Raw genomic sequence first — 24,331 nt, 5'->3', positions numbered from 1 at the left:
TCAACTCCTGACGAGCAGAGCCACCGGTAGATCCAAGAGCAGCTCATCGATACGAGCAGCCCCAGTACCCACCTCTCGTCCGGTCAGTACGTTCTTCCAGTGCCCAGTCGGCAGTACCACTGTGCTCTCGCCCCAACCACCCAGCCGCTGCAGAGCCGCCGGCAGCCTGGTGGCCACGGTGATGACCGCATCGCCACGTGCGAACGCGACTGCATGTCCGTTCGAGGTCGGAAGCGGCGTGTAGCTACCGGCAAAGGCCTCCGGGTACTGGCGCCGGATGCGCAACGCCCGCGAAGTGACGAGCAGCTTCTCGTCGGAGAGGTCGTCCGGCTTGGCGCCGGCGTCCAACCGCTTCAACCGGTCTATGCGCTCCGCGTAGTCCACCGGGCGCCGATTGTCCGGGTCGACGAGGGACAGGTCGACCAGCTCAGTCCCCTGGTAGACATCCGGTACGCCAGGCATGGTCAGCTGCACCAGCTTCTGTCCGAGCGTTGCGGCTCGCACGTAGCCGGCCTGGTCCTCCGCGAAGCGGCGTACGGCCTCCAGCACTGTCTGGTCGTTCAGCACTGCTGTCGCGAACGCAGCGACCGTTTGCTCGTACTCCTCGTCCGGAGAGGTCCAGCTGGTGTTCCGCTTGGCCTCACGGATCGCCTTGAGCAGGTAGCCCTGCATCCGCTCTTCAGCGAGCGGGCCGTTGTCCCAGGTACCAAAGAGCGTCTGCCAGAACAGGTACTCCGTACTGCCGTCCAGCAACGGGTTCCGGTGGTCCTCCGACAGCCTGCGCCACTCCCGCACCGCCTCGGACCAGGCGGCCGGCTGTTCTGACAGCACGCCGAGCCGGGCGCGTACGTCCTCGGACCGCTTGGTGTCGTGGGTGGACAGCGTGGTCATCGCCTTCGGCCAGTACCGGTTCAGCTGAGTGGAGTACGCGTGGAACTCCTCCGGGGTGACTCCGAAGTGCTCCGGGTCGCCACCAACCTCGTTCAGCGACGTCAGCCGGAACCAGCGGTAGAACGCAGTGTCCTCAACGCCCTTGGCCATCACCGGACCACAGGTCTGCTGGAAACGTACGATCAGCTCGGCCCGCGCCTGCTCATCGATTGTGCTGCTCTCCCGACCGAGCAGCAGATGCAGTACCAGGTCCAGCGTCGCCTGCCGGTCCTCGTCCAAGTTGGCCCGCGCTTTGTCCGCCGCCCGCTCCAGTGCGGCTACTGCTGCCGGCGGTGCATCCTCGCCTGGTACGACGTACGCCCTGTACACGTCGAAGTGGACCAGCAACTCGGCCACGACTTCGTGGAACGCCCTGCGTGTGTGATCGCGCAGCCGTACGTCGTCCTGGCAGATGCGGGCCAGTAGCTCGACCAGCCGATGCACCTCGGCGTACTGGCTGTTCTGTACGACCTCCCGCTTCGCTTCCTCGACCACCGGTCCGAAGTCAGCCGGTGCACCAGTCAGCTCAGAGTGCAGCGCCGCCAATGGTGCAGCGCCGGCTGGGTCGACGAACAGTCCGCCGACGCGTAGCAGTGCGTCGTACCCGGTCGTCCCGGCACACGGCCAGTCGCGGGGCAGCTCCTCATCGCCTTCGAGGATCTTCTCCACCACGACCCATGCACCACCAGTGCGTTCGGCCAGGCGACGCAGGTAGCCGCGTGGGTCAGCCAGTCCATCCGGGTGATCGATCCGGTAGCCGTTGAGCTTGCCCTCGTGCAGCAGCTCCAGCAGAAGCTGGTGCGTCGCGTCGAAGACCTCCTGGATCTCCTGGCGTACCGCAGCGAGGGTGTCGACGTCGAAGAAGCGCCGGTAGTTCAGCTCCTCGTCAGCGACCCGCCAGTGCGCCAAGCGGTACCACTGCTCTGTCACCAGCTCCTCGAGCGGAAGCTGCTCAGTACCAGGCCGGAGCGGGTACTCATGCTCGTAGTACCGCAGCACGTCGCCGTCAACAGACAGCTCGCTGTCTGCCAGTACCTTGCCGATCCGTTGCCCCAGTACCGCCATCAGCAGCGGCTGGTTCCCCGAACCCCAGTCGACGTCGAACCACTCCGCGTACTGCGAGCCGGGCCCAAGCCGCAGCACCGACCAGAGCGCCTTGTTCAAGCTCTCCGGCGTCGGCACCGCTACATGGTTGGGTACGACATCCGCGACCGCGCCCATCCGACTCTCGGCCAGCCGCGCCGACAGCCGCTCGAACGCCGGGCGCCCGCCCATCGGCTCGGACAGGCGGCTGTGGTCAACCACGTCGTACCCATGAGTGGAACCAGGCGCCGCCTGCAGGATCGGGGACAGGTACGCGTGGGAGATCCCGAGGCCGGACAGGTACGGCACTACTGCCGCCGCGTCGTCGAAGTCGAATTCGGCGCGCAGCTGGAACCGGTATGTGGCCTGCGGGACCGCCGTCATCCCGCTGCCTGCCTCGGGCGAGTCAGGACCAGTGTGCTGCGCGCAGGGAGCTGGAGCGTACGACCGGCCGGGTGCGGCTCGTCGCTCGCGCCACCTGTCGTTGTCGTGGTGTCAACAGCCACCGTCCAGCTCTCGCCGTACTCCTCCGGCGGCAGCAGGAAGTCGACCGGCTCGAAGTTGCTGTTCAGCAGCACCAGGAACGAGTCGTCGACGACCGGCTCACCCCGTGGGTCCGGCTCGGAGATGGCATCACCGTTCAGGAACACCGCGATCGCCCGGGCATCGTCACGCTGCCAGTCGCCGTTCTGCATCTCCGTGCCCTTCGGCGTGAACCAGACCAGGTCACCGAGGCCGTCGATCCCGGTGTCACCGTGAAAGAACCTGCGCCGGCGCAGTACCGGGTGATTGTTGCGTAACCGGACCAGCGAGCGAGTGAACTCCAGCAGGTGCTTCTGCGGCTCGGTCAGCTCCCAGTCGATCCAGGAGATCTCGTTGTCCTGGCAGTACACGTTGTTGTTGCCCTGCTGCGTCCGCCCGAGCTCGTCGCCGTGCGCCAGCATCGGGACGCCCTGCGAGATCATCAGCGTGGTCAGGAAGTTGCGCTGCTGCTGGGCGCGCAACCGAAGCACCTCGGGGTCGTCGGTCGGCCCCTCGACGCCACAGTTCCAGGACCGGTTGAAACTCTCGCCGTCCTTGCCGCCCTCACCGTTCGCGTCGTTGTGCTTGTCGTTGTACGAGACCAGGTCGCGCAGCGTGAAACCGTCATGCGCGACGATGAAGTTGATACTCGCCAACGGCCGCCGGCTGTCGTCCTGGTAGAGGTCGGACGAACCGGTCAGCCGGGACGCGAACTCGGCCACGGTGTACTTCTCGCTCCGCCAGTAGTCCCGCACGGTGTCGCGGAACTTCCCGTTCCACTCGGTCCACAGCGGCGGGAAGTTGCCCACCTGGTACCCACCGTCGCCGACGTCCCACGGCTCGGCGATCAGCTTCACCTGACTCACCACCGGGTCCTGCTGGACCAGGTCGAAGAACGCCGACAGCCGGTCCACCTCGTGGAACTGACGGGCCAGCGTGGCCGCCAGGTCGAAGCGGAAGCCGTCCACGTGCATCTCGGTGACCCAGTAGCGCAGCGAGTCCATGATCAGCTGCAGTACGTGCGGGTGCCGCATCAGCAGGCTGTTCCCGGTGCCGGTGGTGTCGTAGTAGTGCCGCTTGTCCTCGTCCACGAGCCGGTAGTACGCCGCGTTGTCGATGCCCTTGAACGACAGCGTCGGACCGAGCTCGTTCCCCTCGGCGGTGTGGTTGTAGACGACGTCGAGGATCACCTCGATGTCCGCCTCGTGCAGCGCCTTCACCATCGCCTTGAACTCGGTCACCTGCTGACCACGCGTACCGGTCGACGAGTACGCGTTGTGCGGTGCGAAGAAGCCGATCGTGTTGTAACCCCAGTAGTTCGACAGTCCGAGCTCCTGCAGGTGCCCGTCCTGCGCGAACTGATGCACCGGCATCAGCTCGATCGCGGACACCCCCAGCTCTTTCAGGTGCTCGATGATGGCCGGGTGGCCGATCCCCGCGTACGTACCGCGGATGTTCTCCGGCAGCCCCGGATGCGTCTTGGTCAGGCCCTTGACGTGCGCCTCGTAGATCACCGTCTCGTGGTACGCGTGCTGCGGCGGCCGGTCGTTGCCCCAGTCGAAGAACGGGTTCGTGACCACGGACTGCATGGTGTGCTCGCGGTTGTCCAGTGTGTTCAGCTCGTCCGGCTTGCCGAACCGGTAGCTGAACAGCGACTCGTCACCGTCCACCTGCCCGTCGATCGCCTTCGCGTACGGGTCCAGCAGCAGCTTCGACGGGTTGCACCGATGCCCCTCGGCCGGGTTGTACGGACCGTGGACGCGGAACCCGTACCGCTGGCCGGGCTGCACTCCCGGCAGGTACGCGTGCCAGACGAAACCGTCGACCTCGGTCAGCTGGACCAGCTGCTCGGTCCCGTCGTCACCGATCAGGGCCAGATCGACACGGTCCGCGACCTCCGAGAACAGCGCGAAGTTCGTCCCGGCACCGTCGTAGGTGGCACCGAGAGGGTAGGGATGACCAGGCCATTTCTGCACTACATGACAGTAGCCACCCGGGCCACCGGAGATCGCATCGCGGTGGGTTTCGGTCCCGAGAATTCACCCGGCACGGAGTTGCAGGAAGCTGCAAGACTTGGAACGTCCCAAAATCCGCTCGATTGAGCTAAGCTCTCGCGCTTGTGAAACCGCCTTCGCCCCGACGGCCGGTCTTCCTGGACTCGACCGGGCGCCGCCGCCGCACGATCCGACGGACCGGGGTGCTGCTCGCGGTCCCTACCGTCGGTTACCTCGTGCTCATGGCCAGTAGCTTGCTCGGCGGGCCGCCGGCCCACCTCCACCGGCACCACCGCGACCACCACCACGCCGGGTGCGCCCACGACCGCTGCCTCCACGCCGGTCGTCCCCCCGGTCACTCCGCCGGTGACACCGCCGCCGCCGACGCTGACTGTCGTTCCGACCACGGCCCCGACGAGTGCGCCGACTACTACGACAACGACCACCACCACGACGACCGCACCGGCTACGACCACGACCACTACCCACGGCAAGAAGCCGACGACTCCGCCGCCAGGCCGGACCAAGACACCGGGTAAGCCGTGAGCCGGTCGTGGCCCGGCCGGTAGCCCGGCGGGCGAAGCAGGTCCCGCTACGGACGCACTGGATCGTCCTGACCATGCTGCTCGTCTGTCTGGCCACCATGCTGTTGCTGAACGGCTACACGCACCACATGTTCGGTGCGGCCCCCGACGGCGCGGTGCAGCCGACAGGTGGTGCCGCAACGGTCCCCCGCTCGATCATCAAGGGCGGTCCGGTGATCGACGCGGGCACGGGTACGCCCCGGTCGGTCGCCGCTCACCCGCGGACCATCGCTCTCACCTTCGACGACGGGCCGGACCCGGTCTGGACGCCAAAGGTGCTCGACCTGTTGCGCGAGCAGGGCGTCCACGCGACGTTCTTCGTGGTCGGGACGGCCGTCGCGGAGCATCCCGCGCTGGCCCGGCGGATCGTTGCCGAAGGGCATCAGATCGCCGTACACAGCTTCACCCATGCCAACCTGACCACTGCCGCGCCCTGGCGTCGCTCGCTGGAGCTCCGCCAGAGCCAACTGATCCTCGCCGGTGCCACCGGGGTACGGACGACGCTGCTCCGGCCGCCGTACTCGTCTGAGCCGAGCGCACTGACCGACCGCGACTGGGCGGCCTTGCAGCAGATCCGTGCGGCCGGCTACCTGTCGGTGCTGAGTAGCCAGGACAGTGAGGACTGGCGGCGCCCGGGTACTGAACAGGTGATCGCCAACTCGATGCCGCGTAGCACTGCTGGGCAGCTGCTGCTGATGCATGACGCCGGCGGTGACCGTAGTCAGACCATCGAGGCACTGGAGAAGTTGCTCCCCCGGCTGAAGGCACGTGGCTTCCGGTTCGCCACGGTCAGCGACGCAGTCGGCCTGCCCGACCCGACGCACCAGGCCGGGCTGCTGGAGCGCGGCCGCGGTCTGGCCGTCATCGGCGTGATGCGGGCCAGTGACGCGGTCCTGACGGTCATCACCTGGCTTCTGTACGCGGCCGGTGCGCTCAGCGTGCTCCGGGCCATCACCACCGTGATCGCGGCCCGCCGACATGCGCGGATGCGCGACTGGACCTGGGGACCACCGGTCACCGAGCCGGTCAGCGTCATCGTCCCGGCGTACAACGAGAGCGCCGGCATCGAGGCGGCGATCCGGTCGCTGGTCGCGTCCGATCATCCGCTCGAGGTCATCGTCGTCGACGACGGCTCCACGGACGGTACGGCGGACATCGTCGAGGCACTGCGCATCCCAGGCGTCCGGGTGATCCGCCAGCCCAACGCCGGCAAGCCGATCGCGCTCAACACCGGTCTGCGGGCGGCACGGTACGAGCTCATCGTGATGGTCGACGGCGACACCGTGTTCGAGACAGATGCGGTACGCAAGCTGATCCAGCCGTTCGGGCATCCCGGGATCGGTGCGGTGTCCGGTAACGCCAAGGTGGGCAACCGGGGCGGTCTGATCGGTCGCTGGCAGCACATCGAGTACGTGATCGGCTTCAACCTGGACCGGCGGCTGTTCGACCTGGCGGAGTGCATGCCGACAGTGCCTGGTGCGGTCGGAGCATTCCGCCGTACGGCCCTGGAGCGCATCGGCGGACTGAGCGACGTGACGCTGGCCGAGGACACCGACCTGACGATGGCACTGTGCCGCGACGGATGGCGCGTGGTGTACGAGGAGAGTGCGGTCGCCTGGACCGAGGCACCGGCTTCACTGGGCGCGCTGTGGCGACAGCGGTACCGCTGGTGCTACGGGACCTTGCAGGCGATGTGGAAGCACCGCAGTGCGCTGATCCAGCGCGGTAGCGCCGGCAAGTTCGGTCGGCGCGGCCTGACGTACCTCATGCTCTTCCAGGTACTGCTACCGCTGCTGGCGCCTGTGGTGGACGTGTTTGCGATCTATGGCCTGGTGTTCCTCAACCCGGTTCGGGTGTTGCCGTTGCAGCAGTTCGTGTACCGGCAGCTGATGTACCTCGTGGTGATCCAGTCCGTGTTCACCGCACTGGCTGGTACACGACTGCGCTGGCAGCGGATGGAGCGGTACGGCAGCCTGCAGGCACCGGTCGGACCGGAGGTTCGCTAACCTACAGCGACTGATGTCGTACGGGGAGTAGGGATGCTGAAACGAGCCGCACTACTGGTCGGCGTACTGCTGGCCGTCACCGCCGGAGCTAAGCCTTATGTAGTTGGCGGGACACTAGCCAGTGTCAGCGAGGCGCCGTGGGCGATCGCACTGAACAACACGCAATCTGCTTCGTCCAGTGGGCGGTACTGCGGTGCGGCTCTGATAGCACCGAACAAGATCCTCACGGCCGCGCACTGCATGGACGAGGCGGTTTCGACGTACTACGCGGTGCAGGGGCGAGCCGATCTGGCTGACGACTCCACCGGTCAGGCCGCGAAGATCAGCAAGGTGTGGGTGCATCCGAAGTACAACACCAAGGACAACCGGTACGACTTTGCGGTACTGACCCTGGCGAAGCCGTTCGTTGGTGTACCGGTGCTTCCGCTGGAGACCCGTACGCGGGCCGACCGTGCTGGTGTCGTACCGACGGTCTATGGGTGGGGCGACACACAGGGCACCGGTCCGGACGAGACACTGCAGAAGGCGGCGGTGCCGGATCTGGGTGACAGCATCTGCACTGCCAACCAGGGTTATGTAGCGAATGGGTACGCGGCGGCTACCAACATCTGCGCTGGGTACGTTGACGGCGGCATCGACGCCTGCCAGGGCGACTCGGGCGGACCGCTGGTCCTGAACGGCCGGCTGCTCGGCGTGGTCTCCTGGGGCCAGGGCTGCGCCCAGCCAGGCAAACCAGGCGTGTACGCCGAGGTAGCCGCCGCCGCCCCCGCCATCCAGGCCCAGCTGCGCTGACGGCCGGGTCGGATGCACTAGCAAGCCGCGCCTGCCATCGCGGGCCGGCTGCGCTGACAGGCCGCACCTGCCATCGCGGCTCGGCTGCGCTGATACTGGACGTATGAGCGAGCCAGTCCGCGTGATCAAAGCCGGCGACCTGGTCGCCGCCGACCCCACCTCCGGCATGCTCCGGATGCGAGCCTTCGAACTCCCGATCCTCTGGGCCGGCCAGGTCATCACCCAGCCCGGCGTGACGTCCGGCTGGCACCACCACGACAAGAACGAAAGCAGCCTCTACATCGTCTCCGGCGTCCTGCGCCTCGAATTCGAAGGCACCGACGACTACCTGGACGCGGTAGCCGGCGACTTCGTCCACGTCCCCGCCTACACCATCCACCGCGAAAGCAACCCCAGCACCACCCCATCCGTCGCCATCATCGCCCGAGCCGGCGGCGGCACCCCCACCATCAACGTCGACCCACCGCACTCAAAGCGTTCGTAGGCGGGGATAGCCCACCCCCGCCTTTTCACTTGAAGCGTTCGTAGGCGGGATAGCCCACTCCCGCCTTTTACTTGAAGCGTTCGTAGGCGGGCAGGGTCAGGAAGTCGGTGTATTCGTCGGCCAGTGCGACCTCGAGGAACAGCGCGCGGGCGGACGTGTAGCGGGCTGGGTTTTCGAGGTTGGCGATTTCCTCGTCGGCGATGCGTTCGACCAGCTCCGTGGTGACGGTGTCCCCGGTGTCGAGCGTCACCTCGTTGCGGCGCCACTGCCAGATTTGGGAGCGGGAGATCTCGGCGGTGGCCGCGTCCTCCATCAGGTTGAAGATGCCGACGGCACCAGTACCTTCCAGCCACGCCGCCAGGTACTGGATCGCGACGCTCACGTTGTTCCGAAGGCCGGCTTCAGTCACCTCACCAGGCGTAGCGGCGACGTCGAGGAGCTGAGCAGCGGTCACCGAAACATCCTCGCGGAGCTTGTCGACCTGGTTCGGCCGCTCGCCGAGCACCGAGTCGAACACCTCGCGGCAGGTCTCCACCATCCCCGGATGCGCTACCCACGAACCGTCGAACCCGTCCCCCGCCTCGCGCGTCTTGTCCGCCCGCACCTTCGCGAACGCCTGCTCGTTCACCGCCGGGTCCTTGCTCGGGATGAACGCCGCCATCCCACCGATCGCGTGCGCGCCGCGCTTGTGACACGTCCGCACCAGCAGCTCGGTGTACGCGCGCATGAACGGCACCGTCATCGTCACACTGTTCCGGTCCGGCAACTGGAAGTCCGTACCCCGCGTGCGATGGGTCTTGATCACACTGAACATGTAGTCCCAGCGGCCCGCGTTCAGCCCGGCGGAGTGTTCGCGCAGCTCGTACAGGATCTCCTCCATCTCGAACGCGGCCGGGTAGGTCTCGATCAGTACGGTCGCGCGGATCGTCCCGCGGGGAATGCCGAGCGCCTCCTGCGCGGTCACGAACACGTCGTTCCAGAGGCGTGCTTCGAGATGCGACTCCATCTTCGGCAGGTAGAAGTACGGTCCCTGGCCGCGGTCGAGCTGCGGTTGCGCGGCCGCGGCGAAGTACAAGGCGAAGTCGACCAGCGCACCGGACGTCTGGTCACCGTCGACCAGGAGGTGCTTCTCCGGCAGGTGCCAGCCGCGCGGGCGGACGACGATGGTCGCCAGCTCGGCGTCCGGCTTCAGGGCGTAGCTCTTGGTGCCGGTGCTGAAGTCGATCTTGCGGGTGATCGCGTCGAGCAGGTTCAGCTGACCGCCGACGACGTTCTCCCAGGTCGGCGTGTTCGCGTCCTCCTGGTCGGCCAGCCAGACCTTGGCGCCGGAGTTGAGCGCGTTGATCGTCATCTTCCGGTCCGTCGGCCCGGTGATCTCGACCCGCCGGTCGACCAGCCCCGGCGCGGCCGCCGCGACCCGCCACTCCGGGTCGTCCCGGATCGCCTTCGTCTCCGCCAGGAAGCCCAGCGACGCCCCGTCCGCGATCTCCGCGACCCGCTGGGCCCGGCGGTCGAGCAGTTCCCGCCGCCGCCCGTCGTACGCGCGGTGCAGCGTCTCGATCAATCCAAGCGCCCGCTCGGTGAGAATCTCGTCGTACCGCTCGTTCATCGGCCCGGTGACGTCGACTGCCACGTGAGACTCCTTAGTCCAGTACTACGACTTGGTGATCCGGTCTACCCCGACCGTAATCCAGCCGCCCGCTTCGTACACCTCCACCCTCGGCCCCGAGCCGAGGGTGTGCCCCGTTGCCCGCGCACCCACAGCAGCCGCCCGCCGCGTGGGCATCCCCGTCCCTACGCCATCGCGTACCGAAGGACGGGTAGTCATAGCCAGCTCCACCGGACGCTGAGCGTGCGACACCCGCCTTCCGCAGCTGCCGGCCGGACCACTACCCGCTCTTCGGTACCAGTCGGGCGCTCAGGAGCCGGGATGACCACAGCCACTTGACGAAACCCGTAGGGACACCCTCGTCAGCTACCAGCCGCCGCCTGGTGGAGCGTCCGCCAGAAGCCGCAGTGGTGCGTCGTGTCCAGATCGACCTGGCCGTCTCGTGGCGCGAACTGACGTGCTCCCGTCCGGGGCCAGGCCGCGACGCCGGTACGCGCGAACGTCGTCCACGCGCGGATGAAGAGATCCCCCAGCGCGCGTTGCGCCCGGGTCAGCGGGATGGCGGGGTCCGGGAACGTGTACGCGACATCCGATCCGTGCGGCGTCGACGGACGCGGGACCTTCGTACCGTCGATCGTCGGCGCCGCCGGATCGGCGAACAAGAACGTCCACGTCGGCGCGGTCCGGGCGTACACCTTCTGGGCCTCCACGGTCGGGCAGATCCAGTTGAGATCCGTGTAGATGTGGCCGAGGGCAACGATCGGCGATTGGTAGCGGTTGAGCGGGTACTGGCGTTCGACGGCCGCGGCTTGATTGCCGAAGCCGGACCGGATCACCTGGCGGTACGTGGCCGCGGTCGCGTTCGGGTACGCCGGGAAGATCCAGCCGAGGTGTTCGTCGGCGGTGTTGCCGGCCAGGACCGGGACGTTGCGAGCCCAGGCCGCCCGGAGCTGGGTACGCGGGGCCCGCGGGACGGTCGGCGTACCGGTCGAGAGCAACCCGAACTGGCTGGTCAACGGCACGAGCCGATCGGCCGGCAGCCGGCGCAGACAGGCGAGCGCGGTCCGGGCGTCAGTACAGCCGAGTGACTGAGCGGCAGCGGTCCCCATCGCGTCAGTCGTTGCCCGGTCGTACCAGGTGCTCACCTCGACGGGGATCTGGCTGTCGATGGAGTACGCGGCGTACGACGTCGTGCACGAGCCGCTCGAGATGATCGCCTTCGCGAACAGGCCCGCGGCCGCCGGCGACGCGAGCAGCGTGCAGGTGCTCAGCCCGCCGGCCGACTCGCCGGACAGCGTCACGTTGGCGGGGTCACCGCCGAAGGCGCGGATGTTCGCCCGTACCCAGCGCAGCGCCGCGAGCTGATCCCGCAGCCCGAGATTGACCTCCGGCATCCCGGGGAGCGCCAGATTGCCAAAGATTCCCAGCCGATAGTTGGGCGTCACCACCACGGCGTCACCGAGCACCGCCATCCGGCCTGCGTCGAGGTACGAGCCGCTGCCCTGGACGAACCCGCCGCCGTGCAGATACACGATCACCGGCCGCGGCTTGCTTGACTGGCGCCGGGGTGCCGTCACGTTCAGGAAGAGGCAGTCCTCACTCGCCTTGGCCCCCGGCTCGAGCATCTTCGGCTCCTGCTCGCAGACCGCACCCGGAGCCGTCGCCGCCCGCACCCCTCTCCAACTCGCCGCCCGCTCCGGCAACCCCCACCGCCGAGCCTGCGCATAGGGCACCCCCAGAAACCGAACACTCCCCGAGTCCCCAACCCCACCCAACACCCCCTCCAAAACCCGCACCCGCGGCCCGACCCGATGCCGCTCCCCTCCCACACCCGCCTGCTCCCCACCAGCCCCGGCCGCATGCTGCTCACCTGCCCCGGCCGCGTGCAGCTCACCCGCCCCGGCCGGCTCCACATCACCCACCCCCGAGGCCGGGTACTGCCACCCACCTCCCGTCGTCGGCGCCGCACCGGAGGGCGCCGTCACGCCAGCGGGCAGCGTCGCCCCCGCGGACTGCGGCGTGTCCGAAGGCTGCGGTGCTGCTGAGGGCGCGGAGGCTTGCGAGGGTGGAGCCGCGGTGGTGGCGAGTAGGCCGGCGGTGGCAACCAGCGCGACCAGCCGTGGGGCGAGCAGGCGCGAGGTGATCACTCGTGGGGTACGCATCCGCGGGGTGACCAGCCGTGGGGGGAGCGCTCGCCGGGTGGTCATTCAGCTGACTCCTTGGGGCGTCGGTTGCCTGCGATGCCGCCGACGATCAGGCCGATGGCTACCAGGGCCAGGTCGGCGAGCAGGGCGCCGGTGAAGCCGCCGGGCATCCAGTCCATCAGGCCGCGATTGTCGTGGTTGATCAGCAGCCGGATCGCCCCTTGTCCGCCGATCGCCACCACGACCATCGCCGCCACCAGTACACCGGTCCACATCCCCGTACTCCTCTCCCGAGCTTCTTGATGCGATCGCACCATAGCACGCCTTGGTACGATCGCATCAAGAATTCGCGCAGACGTACGCGACCTGACGAACGCGACGCCTGACCGCCCCGCCCGGAGCGAGATCGCGATCGAGCCGTGGGGAGGACATGGCGAGCGACGAGAACAAGGCGCGCCGCCGCCGGCAGATCGCCGAGGCCGTGTGGCGGCTGGCCGCGCGCGAGGGCCTGGAGGCGGTCACGCTCCGGCAGGTCGCCGACGAGGCCGGCGTCTCGATGCGCCTCGTGCAGTACTACTTCGGCAACCGCACCGCGCTCCTGCTGGCCGCCCTCGAGATCCTCAACGAGGAGGCCGAGACGACCGCGCAGCAGCGCATCGGCGCCCTGGGCGACGACCTTCCGGCCCGCGAGCTGGTGCGGGCGATCCTGATGGAACTGCTCCCCCTCGACGAGGAACGCCGCCGCCGGTACGTCGTCCAGACGGCGTACTTCGTCCGCTTCCTCACCGATCCACAACTGCAAGAGGTGGCGCGTACCGCGGACCCGGCTCTGGAGTCACTGCTCGCGTCAATCCTGAGCGCCGACCCGACCGTCAAATCCGACGACACCTTCGCGGACGCGGAACTGCTGATCGCCTTCGCCTTCGGCCTGCAAGCCGAAATGCTCCTCAACCAGGTCGACGAACCACACGCCCTACACCTACTCAACCGCCTCCTCGACCGCGTCTTGGGCACGGCGCCCTAGCAAGTCAACGCAGCCCGCCAGCTGCGCGCAGTGCGTCATGCCCAAGCAGCGGCTCCCATCCCGGCAGCCCGCCGGCTCCGCGGAGCGCGTCAGACCCAGGCAGCACCTCCCTCCCGGCAGGCAGCCGGCTCCGGGCAGTGCGTCGGGCCCAGGCAGTGCCTGCCCTCAGGGAAGTGTGTCGGCTCGGGGTAGCGCGTCGATCAGGCCCTGGACGGCCAGGTCGAACGGTTCGACTGAGCCGGCGGCGCGCGCCAGTACGTACCCACCCTGCAACACCGCCGCGATCGTCGCCGCTGTTCGCTCCGGGTCGAGCGTCGCCGGGAACTCGCCGTTCTGCTTGCCCTCAGCAACCACTTCCGCGAGCCGGCCGCGCAACCACTCGAAGGTCTCCGCCACCGGCGCCCGCAGCTCCGGGTCCGCGACCACCTCCGGATCAGCCGTCAACCGCCCGATCCGGCACCCCTTGAGTACCTCGCGCTCCCGCCCCAGATACGCCGCGATCCGCTCCCGCGCCGTCCCCGGACCGCCCAACTGCTCCTCAGCCGCCGCCCGCAGCTCCTCGGCCGACCGCCCAATAGCCACCTTCGCCAACTCCGCCTTCCCGGCAAAGTGGTGGTACATACTCCCCTGCCCCGCCCCCGCCACCCGCTGCACAGCCTTCGGCGAGGTCCCCACATACCCCCGCTCCCACAACAACTCCTGAGCCCCCCGAACCAACCGCTCCACCGTCTCCACCCAACCACTGTACCCACAGGTACAGCCCCCACCGCCCCCAAGGCAACCAGCCGCCTGGCGGTTGACGAACAGCCCACTCGGTAGGTAGATCTCCAACGATCGATTGACTTGCCGGCCGGCTTCGGTGCGGTTTGCGCGAAAGGGCAGGGCTTGGGGACCGGTATCGCGCTGAAGGAACGCCTCAGCCGCGTAGCCGTGTCCTTTCAACTCGCTGAAAGAAGTCTGGCGGCGGGGTGGTGTTCGTCGTTACGGGGTTTGGGGGTACTTCACGTCACATCCGGTGAATGGGCGGTTGTTGGGTCGGACCGATAGTCTCGGGCGCCATGAGCACGAGTGTCGCCATCGCGGTGATTACGTTTAGGCGACCTGCTCTGTTGCGGGGGTTGTTGGCCAGTTTGCAGGCGCAGGAGTTGCCCCCGGGCGGGGATTACGCGATCCGGATCGTGGTGGTGGACAACGACGCGGACGGGTCGGCGGGGCAGGTGCTGGCGGAGTTCGGGGACGGTACGCCGTACCCGATCGAGTCGGTGGTGGAAGCCGAGCCGGGGATCCCGTTCGCCCGGGAGAAGTCGGTCGAGCTGTGCTGGAACGACGACGCGCTGATCTTCGTGGACGACGACGAGGTGGCGCCGCCGGGGTGGCTGAAGACGCTGCTGACGGCGTGGGAGGCGACCGGCGCGGATGTGGTCACCGGTCCGGTGAAGGGCAATCTGCCGCCGGGGGCGCCGGCCTGGAGCCACCACAGCGACGTACACGACTCGACCGGGCGGCACGACACCGGCGAGGAACTGAAGAAGGCGTACACGAACAACACCCTGGTCTCGCGCCGCGTCTACCACACGGTAACGCCGGGTTTCCACCCCGCTTTCCGGTACACGGGCTCCAGCGACCTGCACTTTTTCCTCCGCGTGCACCGCGCCGGGTTCCGGATCGTCTGGTGCGAGGAGGCCTGGATCGCCGAGGAGGTTCCGGTCGGGCGGACCAGTCTGCAGTGGCTGGTACGCCGCGCCTTCCGCTCCGGCAGCGGCGACACGATCAGCCGCCTGCTGATCCGCCCGGGCGTGGTCAGCTACGTACTCGTCCTGGCCTATGCTTCCGCCCGGGTGATCTCGGCGATCGGGTTCGCCCTGGCCGGGCTGCTGCTCGGCCGGAAGACGCACTTGCTGAAGGCCGTCCGCCGGTTCTTCTCGGGCGTCGGCAGTCTCGCCGGGATAGTTGGGATCAACCATGACGAGTACCGCGAACGGCACGGAGCCGAGTCCGGGCCGGCCGACGGTGACGGCGCTGTGCCAGGCGATCTGGCAGGTGGAAAAGGAACTGGAACTCCTCCGGTGGACGATCAAGGGGACGACTCCCTGGCCGATCATCCGGATGCGCGTCTTCCATGAGCTGACCCGCCGCAGCGGCATCCACGGCGCACCGCACCCGGCCCGCCGGACCCCGTACGACAAGGCGGCCCTGGTCGCGAAGCACGTCACCGGCATCGCCACCCGCTCACCCTTCCCAGGCCGGTACGACGCCCTGGTCGTCCCGCACCCGCGGAAACCGAACGGTGTCGAGATCTACACCGACGAGCTCCGCGGCCGGCTCGGCGACCGCGCCCTGATCCTCGATTCCGGGATCAACGGCACCCCACTCCCCGGCAGCAAGAACCTGGACTTCTTCACGTCCGCCGCCGGCGCGATCCACCACGGCACGATCGACGACCGCGGCGCCACAGCCGCCCTGGAGAACCTCACCGGCGTACGGGTTCCGATCGGCGCCCTTCTAGCTCGTGAGGTACCAAAACACCTCCGCCTCCGCGCCCTGTACCGCGCCCTGCTCAAGAAGCACCGCATCACCACCGTGTACGTGGTGGTGGCGTACTTCCACCAGCACATCGTCGGCGCCGCCCGCGACCTGGGCATCCGCGTCGTCGAGCTCCAGCACGGCGCGATCAGCCCGTTCCACCTCGGGTACAGCTATCCCGGCCGCCCAGCCGTCGCCGACCAGCCGGACGAGCTGTGGTGCTTCGGCTCGTACTGGACGGACGTGGCGGACCTTCCCGCCGGGATGCGGACCGAGGTGATGGGCGCGCCGTTCCTGCCGCAGCCCGGCCCGAAGGACCCGCGCCGCGTCGTTTTCCTGTCCCAAGGCACCATCGGCACCGAGCTCGTCCACGTCGCCGGCGCGGTCGCGAAGGCGCATCCGGAGCTGGACGTCCGGTACCGGTTGCATCCGAGCGAGCGCCCCGAGGACTACACGATGCCGCCCGGCGTACAGCTGTCCACCGGTGGCAGCACGCTCGACCTGCTGGCCACGGCGACGTACCAGGTGGGTGTCTCCACGACGGCGCTCTTCGAGGGGATGGCGCTCGGCTGCCGTACGGCGGTCGCGGATCTGCCCGGCCACGAGTACCTGAACTCCGCTGTCGCCAAAGGTCACGCGCTGCTGATGACCGACCCGGAGCAGCTCACGAAGGCGCCGCTGTGCGACGACCCGACCAGCTACTACGCGCCGAGCGACCTCTCACGGCTCACGGCCGAGCAAGCCAAGTAGGCGGTCCTGCAGCGGCGCATCGGGCGGTACGACCACCTCCGCCCCGTACACCTCAATGCCCTCGCCGAAGGCACCCGGCGTCCGGTACTTCGCCATCAGCTCCGGCGGGATCGCGACCGTGATCGCCCACAGCCGCTCGACGTCGGCCGGCTCGATCGTCTCGTCCTGGCCGGTCGCGCGGGCCAGGTCCCAGCCGTGCAGGACGAGGTCGTCGGACACCACCTGGTCGATGTGTTGCTCGGCCGTCACCCGGCCGATCGGCGTGTCCGATTCGGTCAGCGCGGCGATCGGGTCGTCGAGTACGTCCTCGATCGCGGCCCGTGCTTCCTGGAACGCGATCAGCAGATCGTCCGCGGCCGGCAGCTTCCGCGCGACCGGGATCAGCATCACCGAATGCATCTCGACGACGTGATCGAGTACGTCCCGGGCGGTCCACTCCGCGCACGGTGACGGGTTGTCCCACTGATACGGCCGGACCGCCGCGACCGTCCGCTCGAACGCATCCGCCCGCCGCCGGTACCGCTCCCCGATCTCACCCATGTCCCCATGATGACGCTAACGACAGGAGGTAGTCGGTGACGGCGAGCTTCCGCACGCTCAGCCAGGCGCCGGACGACGGCAGATTGGCGACTACCTCCTGTCGTTAGCGCCACCTGGACAGCACAGTTCGCCGCGTTAAGGTCACCCTTATGAGGTACATGCTGCTCCACAAGACGAACGACAACCTGGAGGCCGGCAACCCGCCGGACGCGGAGATCCTGGAACGGGCGGATGCCGTGCTCGAGGAGATGCGTCAGGCCGGGGTGCTGGTGCTCGGCGAGGGCCTGATGCCGAGTTCGCGCGGCGCGCGGGTCGTGTTCCCGCGGCCCGGGCAGCCGCGCGTGGTCGACGGTCCGTTCGCGGAGACCAAGGAGCTGGTCGCGGGCGTCTCGATCATCCGGGTGGACAGCAAGGAGGAAGCCGTCCGGTGGGCGCTGCGCTTCGCCGAGGCCGACCCGTACACCGAAATCGACATCCTCGAGATCGCCGGCTGATCAGCCCAGGTTGGTGGCGGCCCAGCCGGTGATGTCGTCGTGACGGATCGCGGCGGCCATCAGGTCGGGGAACTTGTCGGGCGTGCAGGCGAAGGTCGGCACGCCGAGCTCGGTCAGCGCGGCCGCGTTCTCGGCGTCGTACGAAGGGGTGCCCGAGTCGGCCAGGGCGAGTAGCGCGATCACCTGTACTCCGGAATCGACCAGCGATCGCGCCCGCCGCAGCAGGTCCTCGCGGACGCCACCCTCGTACAAGTCGGAGATCAGGACGAGTACGGTCTCGGCCGGCTTGGTCACCAGCGTTTCGCAGTACGCGAGCGCGCGGTTGATGTCCGTACCGCCGCCGAGCTGCGTACCGAACAGTACGTCGACGGGATCGTCCAGCTGATCGGTGAGATCGACAACCGCGGTGTCGAAAACCACCAAACTCGTACGCAGCGTCCGGATCGAGCCGAGCACCGCGCCGAAGAGCGATGCGTACACCACCGACTCCGCCATCGAACCCGACTGGTCGATCGCGAGCACGATGTCACGCTGCACGCTGTGGTTCCGTCGCGCGTACCCGATCAGACGGTCCGGAACAATCGTCCCCAGCGCCGGCGAGAAGTGCTTCAGGTTGGCGCGGATGGTCCGGTCCCAGTCGATGTCCGAGTGCCGCGGGCGGCTGGTCCGCCCGGCCCGGTCGAGCGCGCCGGTGACCGCGGCGCGGGTCCGCTCCGCCAGCCGTGCCTCCAGCTCGGCGACGACCCGGCCGACCACCTCGCGGGCAGTCTGCTTGGTCTCCTCGGGCATCACCTCGTTGAGGGCCAGCAGCGTACTCACCAGGTGCACGTCCGGCTCGACGGCACCGAGCAACTCCGGCTCCATCAACATCCGGGTGATCCCGAGCCGCTCGACCGCGTCGCGTTGCATCACCTGAACCACAGTGCTCGGGAAGTACTGCCTGATGTCGCCGAGCCAGCGAGCCACCCGTGGCGCCGACGATCCGAGCCCGGCGGAGCGTTGTGGTCCGGATTCACCTTCGCCGGCGTCGTACAACGCGGCCAGCGCGGCGTCGACGGAGCGGTCCTGGCCGGACAACGTCGTCCCCATCTCCGGCTCGGCCTCAGCGCCGAGCACCAGCCGCCAGCGGCGCATTCGCTCGTCGTTCACGAGACTCCCAGCAGTTGCGCGACGACCGGCAGCGCGGTCGCGGCCAGCTCGGCGTCGAGCTCGTTGTCATCAGCAACTACAACCGCTCCCGGGTCGGCCAGGCCACGTGCGCGGGCGCCGATCGACCGTCGCTCCGGCGCCGCGAACGTCCCGAACGTACGCCGCAACAACGGCAGCACCTCCACGAAAGCATCATCCGGAATCGAGCCCAGCCAAGCATCCACCAACGCCAGCAACCGCTCGTCGTGTACGAGCAGCAACCCACCACCGGCCAGGAACCCCTCGACGTACCCGGCCGCATCAGCCGTCGGCGTACCCGGCGAAAGCGACCGCCCAAGGCGCAGCTCGACCTCGTTGTCGGGAAGCCGTGACGTGTCCAGCATCAACCGCGTCAACCGGCCGCGGATCAGCGGCGGCACCGAGACGCGATCGCTCAATCCCTCCAAGGTGTTCAGCCATTGCGACCGCACGTCCTCGGCGAGCAGCACGGTCGCGTCCTGTACGCCGTCGATCAGCTCTTGTACGGCCGCCGCCGCATCCGGATCGAGCCCATGCACCGTACGCGCCAGACCGGCACACACCCGCGACACCATCCGCCCGGCGACCGCGGCCAGCCCGGCGGTGTCGGTTCCGCGTACGTCCCCGTACCGCGAGGCCCGCGCGAGGGCCGGAAGCGCGGCCATCAAATGACCGACGTCCGCATCGGCGGCCGCTCTGGTGTCGACACCTTGCAGCAGCGTCGGCAGCGCGTCCGCGAGATCGGCGAGCAGGGATTTCTCCAACGCTGCGGTGACATCGGCCAAGGTCGCGGAGTCGGCGGCCTTCAGCATCACGGTCGTCGCGGCGTCGAGCACAGTCGTCCCGTGCGCGCCGGCCGCGACCAGCTCGACCTCCAGCCCGGGATCCCAAGCGAGCCGCCACATCTCCCGGAACGTGCCTTGCGCCCGCCGCTCGTCCGTTGCCGGCACACCCCAATGCACACCGAGAATCCGCAAGCGGTGCAGGAGCCTGGACTTGTCCAGGTCGTTCGGCTTACGCAGATCGAGCTCGACCACGCGCTCGGTCACGTCCCGCTTCATCTGCAGCCGTCGCGCATGCGCCGCCAGATCGGCCGCGACCGGCGCCTGCGGTGTCTCGCCGGGAACAGTCCCAAGCAGCTCACCGACGACTGCCTCGCGGGTGACGAGATCGAGCAGCACGTCGTTTCCGCCGCACAGCACGGCTCGCGTCGCCTCGGTCACTTCACTCAGCCCGGCCAGCGGCCGTTCTCGCAATGCGGCCAAGGTGTCCGCGAGCCGGACGGCCTCGATGACGTGCGCGCTGGAAACCGGCAGGTCCTCGTCCCGGAGGACCTGGGCGACCTTCGACAGCCAGCGCGTGGTGATCTGGTCCGGCGCGGTGAACAGGTGGTGATACCAGCCGGGCGACGTGATGCCGGCGCCGTACCCACTCGCCGCGGCCAGCCGGCCGTGCGTCCACGGCACCCACGTACACGCGACCTTGCGTTTCGGCAGACCCTTCAAGATCCGCGCGTCATGTGTTGCCGGTGGCAACGGAAGCTCCAGCGCCGGCACGTGCCACGCGCCACAAACCACCGCGATCCGCTCGAACCCCTCGCGGATCGCCTTGCGCAGCACGGTTCTCATGTACGCCTCGCGCTGCGCTTCGCGGCCGGTCGCCTCCTCGCCATGACGCAGTTCGCGCATCGCGTCCGCGATCACCGAGAACGGTTCCGCACCGCCCCGGCGCGACTCGATCACGTCGTCCCACCATCGCTCCGGGTCGTCGTACCCACCGGCCGACGCGAGGGTCGCCAACGGGTCGATCGACGCCGCCCGCCGGCCCTCGCCACCTGATGACGCGAACTGATTCGCGGCCGGCAGGTCGCAGAAGCGCACCGGCACCTCGGCCGCCAGCCCGTACCGGATCGCCTGCCACTCCGGACTGAACACCGCGAACGGCCAAAACGCTGCCTTGGTCGAGTTGTCGGCCGCGTACGCCAGCAAGGCGACCGGTGGTTCCATCTCGGCGGAGCCCGCGAGCGCGACGAGTTTGTCGGCCTCGGGCGGTCCTTCGATCAGCACCACGTCCGGCTGGAGCTCGCCCAGCGCGGTCGCCACCGCGCGCGCCGATCCCGGCCCGTGGTGCCGAATCCCGAGCAGGTGAACGGTCATCCGGAGATCTCTCGGCAGGCCCGGTAGAACGGCGCCCAGTCGTCCCGTTCGCGGACCACCGTCTCGAGGTACTCCGACCAGACCACGCGGTCCGCCGACGGGTCCTTGATCACCGCACCGAGAATGCCACCGGCCACATCGGACGAGCGCAGTACGCCGTCGCCGAAATGCGCCGCGAGCGCGAGACCGCCGGTGACGACGCTGATCGCCTCGGCCGTGGACAGCGTGCCAGAAGGGGATTTCACCGCCGTACGCCCGTCCTCGGTCCGGCCGGAGCGCAGCTCACGGAAGATCGTGACGACCCGGCGGATCTCGTCCAGCGCGTCGTCCGGCTGCGGCAGCTCGAGCGCCGAACCGAGCTGCGACACCCGGCGGGAGACGATCTCGACCTCGTCCTCGGCGGAATCCGGCAGCGGGAGGACGACAGTGTTGAACCGGCGGCGGAGCGCGCTGGACAGCTCGTTGATGCCCTTGTCCCGGTCGTTCGCGGTGGCGATGACGTTGAAACCCTTACGGGCTTGGACTTCCGTGGCCAGCTCGGCGATCGGGAGGGTCTTCTCGGAGAGGATCGTGATCAGCGCGTCCTGGACGTCTGACGGCATCCGGGTCAGTTCCTCGATGCGGGCGATCTTTGCTTCGCTCATCGCGCGTTGTACCGGGCTCGGTACCAGGGCGGCCTCGCTTGGGCCTTGGGCGATGAGTTGGGCGTAGTTCCAGCCGTAGCGGATCGCTTCTTCGGCCGTACCTGCTGTTCCTTGTACCAGGAGGGTTGAGTCGCCGCTGATGGCTGCGGCCAGGTGTTCGCTGACCCAGGTCTTCGCGGTACCTGGGACGCCTAGGAGGAGCAGGGCGCGGTCGGTAGCAAGGGTGGCGACGGCTACTTCTACTAGGCGCCGGGGGCCGACGTACTTGGGGGTGATCTCGGTGGCGCCGGCTGTTCCGCCTAGTAGATAGGTGACGACGGCTGCTGGTGACAGTTGCCAGGCTGGTGGGCGCGGGCGGTCGTCATTGTCTTTTAGTGCACGCAGCTCTTCGGCGTACTCCACTTCGGCGTGTGGGCGGAGGATTTCGGTGCTCATGACAGCTCCTCGTGGAGTTCGCGGCGGAAGGTGAGGGTTTCTACCAGGCGCCGGCGCCAGGTGTCCTCTTCGCTGGTGGGTTCGCGGGTGATCGGGTGGGTGAGTGCGTCGGGTGGTACGGCGCGGGCGGTGATGCTCGCGAGCCTGGCCCAGGCGCGGTTCGTACCTACTTTGGCCAGCTGGTCGAGGATCATGGTTGCGAGATCGGTGGGCCAGGGCACGGGAAGACCGCCTACTAGCTCCGCCACATCCACGGTGCTGCGGAGTCCGTCGACGGCGCGTGCCCATTCCGCTGGCGGCAACAACCTGAGCAGTTCCGCCGGACCTCTGCTGCCGGTGTTGGCCTTGAGCAACAAAAGCTCCCGCGCCCACCGCGCCGCCTGATCCCCGCCTGCCTCGCGGATGGCTGACTCGGTCCAGCCCGCCTGGAGAACCTCCGCGGCGCACCCCTCCACCGGCAGCCGAATCCACCTCAGCTCCATCGCGGCGAGCGGTGTATTGGAAATGATCTGCTGCAACCACCACGCCCGCTTCCCCACCCCTTGTGGGTTCTGCGAGTCGAGACCATCACGTTCCATTGACGACGAAAGACGGTGTGGAAGCTCAACCGCGAGTACGCCCTGAGCCTCCGTGACGTACGAATGCAACCGCTCGATCATCCGCGCCCCGTACCGCGACCCCTCCAACCGAGCCAACAGCCGCGCCGCCACCCGCCGCACTTCCCGCGACCGATCATCAAGCGCCGACTCCAGAAACTCCTCATCCGCCAGCGACAACCCATCCGCGAACAACCCAAGAAAATCAGCCCGGGTAGCGGCCGACTCAGTCGCCCAAACCTCGACCAACTCCGCGCGCCCCGCCGCCGGGTCCGCCGCCCGCCGAGCCTTCAGCCAAGCCCGCCGTTGGACCGCGTTCCCATGCGTCCAATCATTGCCCTCAGCAACAGCAGCGTGCAGGAATCGCCACTCTGGATTCAGATCGGCTAGCCACCGAGCCCGGCGACCCGCTGCCGCGATCACCAGCGGACGGTACTCGGCCCGGTTCCGCGCGTAATCCGCCAACGCCGGCAGCTGCTCCGGCGGTACGCCCCACCCGTTCGCGTCCGCGACCCGCAACCATTCGCCGAGCGCCGACGTCTGGAACCCACCGAGCATCGCCGCCAACCGACGGATCGCCACCGGCCGCGGCAACGGCCGATCCGCACCGGGCGCGGCAGCCAGTGGTGTCAGGCCGGCCAACGGTTTCCGTCCGGCCCGCTTGTACACAGTCGCGAGCGCCGCCGCGTCAAGCAAACCGCCATCGCCTAAGCGTTCCTGAACATGTTCGGGCAGTTCCTCGAAGTGCGGCGGGCGGCGGTCCGTACCCAGCAATGCCGAGCTGACCAACCCGTCCCAGCCCTTCACAGCGTCACCGGCCGATCGCCTTGCCAACACGTCATCGGGCGCAGACCGGCGCGGTTCCACTCGCCCGCGACAGTGATCGGATCGCCCGCGGACACCGCGAGCAAGCGCATCGCGTCCCAACCGGGCAGCAGCTCGAGCGCATCACCGTACGCGTCGACGAGCGCCCAACCTTCACCGTGCCGGGCGGGGCGGACATCTTGGAGTACGAGCGGCCAGCGTTCATTCCACGGATCGGCCGCGAGCGATTCCACGTACGCCGCCAACGCCTGCCGTGCATTGAGCCCGCTCGGGCGCGGCGCGGGCCGGCGCGGCGCGGACTGGGTCAGGAGCGCGCGCATCGGGAGCGCGCCGGGGTAGAACGAGAGCGCGCCCGGTACGTACTCACCCGGTCGCGCCGGTAGCGGATCGAGCGGACGGCCGCCGGCCGCGAACGTGAGCAACAGACCGAGGCGGCCGGTCGTTGCCCCACGCAACCACACACGGCGTACGGTCAGATGCTCGTCCGGCTCGATCACCCGGCCGAGCATCAGCCAATCGTCCTCGAGTTTTTCACCTTCGGCCAGTACGCGTGCGGTTTCGGTGGTCCAGCCGATCCGGCTCTGCACGGTGTCGGCTAGCGACGGCGGGAGCTCCGCTAGCCGACCATGCGCGGAGACGATCAGGTGGATGAGCGCGAGCTCTTCGAGCAGTTCGCCCGGCCAATCATGGTTGCGGCCAACGACGGCGGCGGCACGTCGTACGGCACCTGCGACTCCTGGTGCTTGCGCGTCAACCATGCGCGCGGCGAGACGGCTCAGCTCTGAGTACGCCCGCTGGTCGAAGGCGCCGAGCCCTTGCCGTACCTGATCGTCCAACCAGCTCGCCAACTCCGCCAACCCAGCCGAAACCCGCTCCGCCCGCCGCACCGCCCGCTGCTGCGCCGCGATCGGATCAACCACCTCCCCCGGCTTCCGCTCCCCCCGCTCAACCCGCTCCGCCCGCTGATCCATCCACTCCCGAACCCACTCCGGCTCCCCCACCCCATCGCTGTGCGCAGGGGAAGGCTGG

General features: G+C 68.4%; 20 protein-coding genes. 8 read left to right on the top strand and 12 right to left on the bottom strand.

From position 1 onward, the window contains the following. Together treY and glgX are read right to left on the bottom strand one after the other, a co-directional pair. The gene (gene treY, locus ABD260_RS31180; protein WP_344239326.1) at positions 1-2,397 is read right to left on the bottom strand and encodes a malto-oligosyltrehalose synthase; all 2,397 of its coding nucleotides are present in this window, start codon (positions 2,395-2,397) and stop codon (positions 1-3) included. Next, the gene (glgX, locus tag ABD260_RS31175; protein ID WP_344239324.1) at positions 2,394-4,511 is read right to left on the bottom strand and encodes a glycogen debranching protein GlgX; all 2,118 of its coding nucleotides are present in this window, start codon (positions 4,509-4,511) and stop codon (positions 2,394-2,396) included. Before glgX ends, treY begins: the two co-directional genes overlap by 4 nt. 260 nt (positions 4,512-4,771) lie before the next feature. Between glgX and ABD260_RS31170 the strand changes: the two genes are divergently transcribed. The 4 genes from ABD260_RS31170 (at position 4,772) to ABD260_RS31155 (ending at position 8,395) form a co-directional block, all read left to right on the top strand. Beyond that, complete coding sequence (locus ABD260_RS31170) at positions 4,772-5,068, top strand: hypothetical protein (protein WP_344239322.1); 297 nt, start codon at positions 4,772-4,774, stop codon at positions 5,066-5,068. 14 nt (positions 5,069-5,082) lie between these two features. Beyond that, positions 5,083-7,119, top strand: a complete 2,037-nt coding sequence (locus tag ABD260_RS31165; RefSeq protein ID WP_344239320.1) for a bifunctional polysaccharide deacetylase/glycosyltransferase family 2 protein — start codon at positions 5,083-5,085, stop codon at positions 7,117-7,119. A 33-nt stretch (positions 7,120-7,152) separates the two neighbouring features. Next, on the top strand, positions 7,153-7,911 hold the full coding sequence (locus tag ABD260_RS31160; RefSeq protein WP_344239318.1) for a S1 family peptidase: 759 nt from the start codon (positions 7,153-7,155) through the stop codon (positions 7,909-7,911). Between the two features lie 103 nt (positions 7,912-8,014). Next, complete coding sequence (locus ABD260_RS31155) at positions 8,015-8,395, top strand: cupin domain-containing protein (protein WP_344239316.1); 381 nt, start codon at positions 8,015-8,017, stop codon at positions 8,393-8,395. A gap of 67 nt (positions 8,396-8,462) precedes the next feature. Here the strand turns inward: ABD260_RS31155 and aceB are convergent, their stop codons facing one another. From aceB to ABD260_RS31140, 3 genes are all read right to left on the bottom strand, one after another. Continuing rightward, positions 8,463-10,028: a malate synthase A gene (aceB, locus tag ABD260_RS31150; RefSeq protein ID WP_344239314.1), complete on the bottom strand. Its 1,566-nt coding sequence runs from the start codon at positions 10,026-10,028 to the stop codon at positions 8,463-8,465. A gap of 338 nt (positions 10,029-10,366) precedes the next feature. After that, a complete protein-coding gene (locus ABD260_RS31145) occupies positions 10,367-12,211 on the bottom strand; it encodes a carboxylesterase/lipase family protein (protein ID WP_344239312.1) in 1,845 nt (614 codons plus the stop codon). After that, on the bottom strand, positions 12,208-12,423 hold the full coding sequence (locus tag ABD260_RS31140; RefSeq protein ID WP_344239310.1) for a hypothetical protein: 216 nt from the start codon (positions 12,421-12,423) through the stop codon (positions 12,208-12,210). Before ABD260_RS31140 ends, ABD260_RS31145 begins: the two co-directional genes overlap by 4 nt. Positions 12,424-12,578: 155 nt before the next feature. Between ABD260_RS31140 and ABD260_RS31135 the strand changes: the two genes are divergently transcribed. Then, complete coding sequence (locus tag ABD260_RS31135) at positions 12,579-13,172, top strand: TetR/AcrR family transcriptional regulator (protein WP_344239308.1); 594 nt, start codon at positions 12,579-12,581, stop codon at positions 13,170-13,172. A 165-nt stretch (positions 13,173-13,337) separates the two neighbouring features. Here the strand turns inward: ABD260_RS31135 and ABD260_RS31130 are convergent, their stop codons facing one another. Next, positions 13,338-13,907 (bottom strand): TetR/AcrR family transcriptional regulator, encoded by a 570-nt coding sequence (locus tag ABD260_RS31130; RefSeq protein ID WP_344239306.1) that lies wholly within the window; start codon positions 13,905-13,907, stop codon positions 13,338-13,340. Between the two features lie 284 nt (positions 13,908-14,191). Here ABD260_RS31130 and ABD260_RS31125 point away from each other — a divergent pair, with 284 nt between their 5' ends. Then, the gene (locus ABD260_RS31125; protein ID WP_344239304.1) at positions 14,192-15,295 is read left to right on the top strand and encodes a glycosyltransferase family 2 protein; all 1,104 of its coding nucleotides are present in this window, start codon (positions 14,192-14,194) and stop codon (positions 15,293-15,295) included. Continuing rightward, complete coding sequence (locus ABD260_RS31120; RefSeq protein ID WP_344239416.1) at positions 15,279-16,445, top strand: hypothetical protein; 1,167 nt, start codon at positions 15,279-15,281, stop codon at positions 16,443-16,445. The genes ABD260_RS31125 and ABD260_RS31120 overlap by 17 nt, the downstream gene beginning before the upstream one ends. On the opposite strand, the gene ABD260_RS31115 is transcribed toward ABD260_RS31120, so the two are convergent. Continuing rightward, complete coding sequence (locus ABD260_RS31115) at positions 16,416-16,985, bottom strand: TIGR03086 family metal-binding protein (protein WP_344239302.1); 570 nt, start codon at positions 16,983-16,985, stop codon at positions 16,416-16,418. The two genes, ABD260_RS31120 and ABD260_RS31115, sit on opposite strands and share 30 nt — an antisense overlap. Before the next feature lie 149 nt (positions 16,986-17,134). On the opposite strand from ABD260_RS31115, the gene ABD260_RS31110 reads away from it, so the two are divergent. Continuing rightward, entirely contained in the window at positions 17,135-17,479 is a 345-nt protein-coding gene (locus ABD260_RS31110) for a YciI family protein (protein ID WP_344239300.1), read from the top strand. Here the strand turns inward: ABD260_RS31110 and ABD260_RS31105 are convergent, their stop codons facing one another. From ABD260_RS31105 to ABD260_RS31085, 5 genes are read right to left on the bottom strand one after another with little or no spacing between them, the layout of a single operon-like run. Beyond that, positions 17,480-18,628: a VWA domain-containing protein gene (locus ABD260_RS31105; protein ID WP_344239298.1), complete on the bottom strand. Its 1,149-nt coding sequence runs from the start codon at positions 18,626-18,628 to the stop codon at positions 17,480-17,482. Further along, the gene (locus tag ABD260_RS31100; protein WP_344239296.1) at positions 18,625-20,802 is read right to left on the bottom strand and encodes a DUF5682 family protein; all 2,178 of its coding nucleotides are present in this window, start codon (positions 20,800-20,802) and stop codon (positions 18,625-18,627) included. Before ABD260_RS31100 ends, ABD260_RS31105 begins: the two co-directional genes overlap by 4 nt. After that, positions 20,799-21,881, bottom strand: a complete 1,083-nt coding sequence (locus ABD260_RS31095; RefSeq protein WP_344239294.1) for an ATP-binding protein — start codon at positions 21,879-21,881, stop codon at positions 20,799-20,801. The genes ABD260_RS31100 and ABD260_RS31095 overlap by 4 nt, the downstream gene beginning before the upstream one ends. Further along, a complete protein-coding gene (locus ABD260_RS31090; RefSeq protein WP_344239292.1) occupies positions 21,878-23,284 on the bottom strand; it encodes a DUF5691 domain-containing protein in 1,407 nt (468 codons plus the stop codon). The genes ABD260_RS31095 and ABD260_RS31090 overlap by 4 nt, the downstream gene beginning before the upstream one ends. After that, the gene (locus tag ABD260_RS31085; protein WP_344239420.1) at positions 23,281-24,273 is read right to left on the bottom strand and encodes an SWIM zinc finger family protein; all 993 of its coding nucleotides are present in this window, start codon (positions 24,271-24,273) and stop codon (positions 23,281-23,283) included. Before ABD260_RS31085 ends, ABD260_RS31090 begins: the two co-directional genes overlap by 4 nt. Positions 24,274-24,331: the final 58 nt, after the last annotated feature.

Source organism: Kribbella hippodromi (assembly GCF_039531045.1).
Lineage (GTDB): Bacteria > Actinomycetota > Actinomycetes > Propionibacteriales > Kribbellaceae > Kribbella > Kribbella hippodromi.
The sequence above is the reverse complement of the archived record's forward strand: the minus strand, read 5'-3'. Positions and strand labels throughout refer to the sequence as shown.

What these genes read in the sequence shown, in the direction of transcription:
- treY (WP_344239326.1), bottom strand. Translation starts at nt 2,397, where the DNA reads ATGACGGCGGTCCCGCAGGCCACATACCGGTTCCAGCTGCGCGCCGAA.
- ABD260_RS31170 (WP_344239322.1), top strand. Translation starts at nt 4,772, where the DNA reads ATGGCCAGTAGCTTGCTCGGCGGGCCGCCGGCCCACCTCCACCGGCAC.
- ABD260_RS31160 (WP_344239318.1), top strand. Translation starts at nt 7,153, where the DNA reads ATGCTGAAACGAGCCGCACTACTGGTCGGCGTACTGCTGGCCGTCACC.
- ABD260_RS31155 (WP_344239316.1), top strand. Translation starts at nt 8,015, where the DNA reads ATGAGCGAGCCAGTCCGCGTGATCAAAGCCGGCGACCTGGTCGCCGCC.
- ABD260_RS31145 (WP_344239312.1), bottom strand. Translation starts at nt 12,211, where the DNA reads ATGACCACCCGGCGAGCGCTCCCCCCACGGCTGGTCACCCCGCGGATG.
- ABD260_RS31140 (WP_344239310.1), bottom strand. Translation starts at nt 12,423, where the DNA reads ATGTGGACCGGTGTACTGGTGGCGGCGATGGTCGTGGTGGCGATCGGC.
- ABD260_RS31135 (WP_344239308.1), top strand. Translation starts at nt 12,579, where the DNA reads ATGGCGAGCGACGAGAACAAGGCGCGCCGCCGCCGGCAGATCGCCGAG.
- ABD260_RS31125 (WP_344239304.1), top strand. Translation starts at nt 14,192, where the DNA reads ATGGGCGGTTGTTGGGTCGGACCGATAGTCTCGGGCGCCATGAGCACG.
- ABD260_RS31120 (WP_344239416.1), top strand. Translation starts at nt 15,279, where the DNA reads ATGCGCGTCTTCCATGAGCTGACCCGCCGCAGCGGCATCCACGGCGCA.
- ABD260_RS31115 (WP_344239302.1), bottom strand. Translation starts at nt 16,985, where the DNA reads ATGGGTGAGATCGGGGAGCGGTACCGGCGGCGGGCGGATGCGTTCGAG.
- ABD260_RS31110 (WP_344239300.1), top strand. Translation starts at nt 17,135, where the DNA reads ATGAGGTACATGCTGCTCCACAAGACGAACGACAACCTGGAGGCCGGC.
- ABD260_RS31100 (WP_344239296.1), bottom strand. Translation starts at nt 20,802, where the DNA reads ATGACCGTTCACCTGCTCGGGATTCGGCACCACGGGCCGGGATCGGCG.
- ABD260_RS31095 (WP_344239294.1), bottom strand. Translation starts at nt 21,881, where the DNA reads ATGAGCACCGAAATCCTCCGCCCACACGCCGAAGTGGAGTACGCCGAA.
- ABD260_RS31085 (WP_344239420.1), bottom strand. Translation starts at nt 24,273, where the DNA reads ATGGATCAGCGGGCGGAGCGGGTTGAGCGGGGGGAGCGGAAGCCGGGG.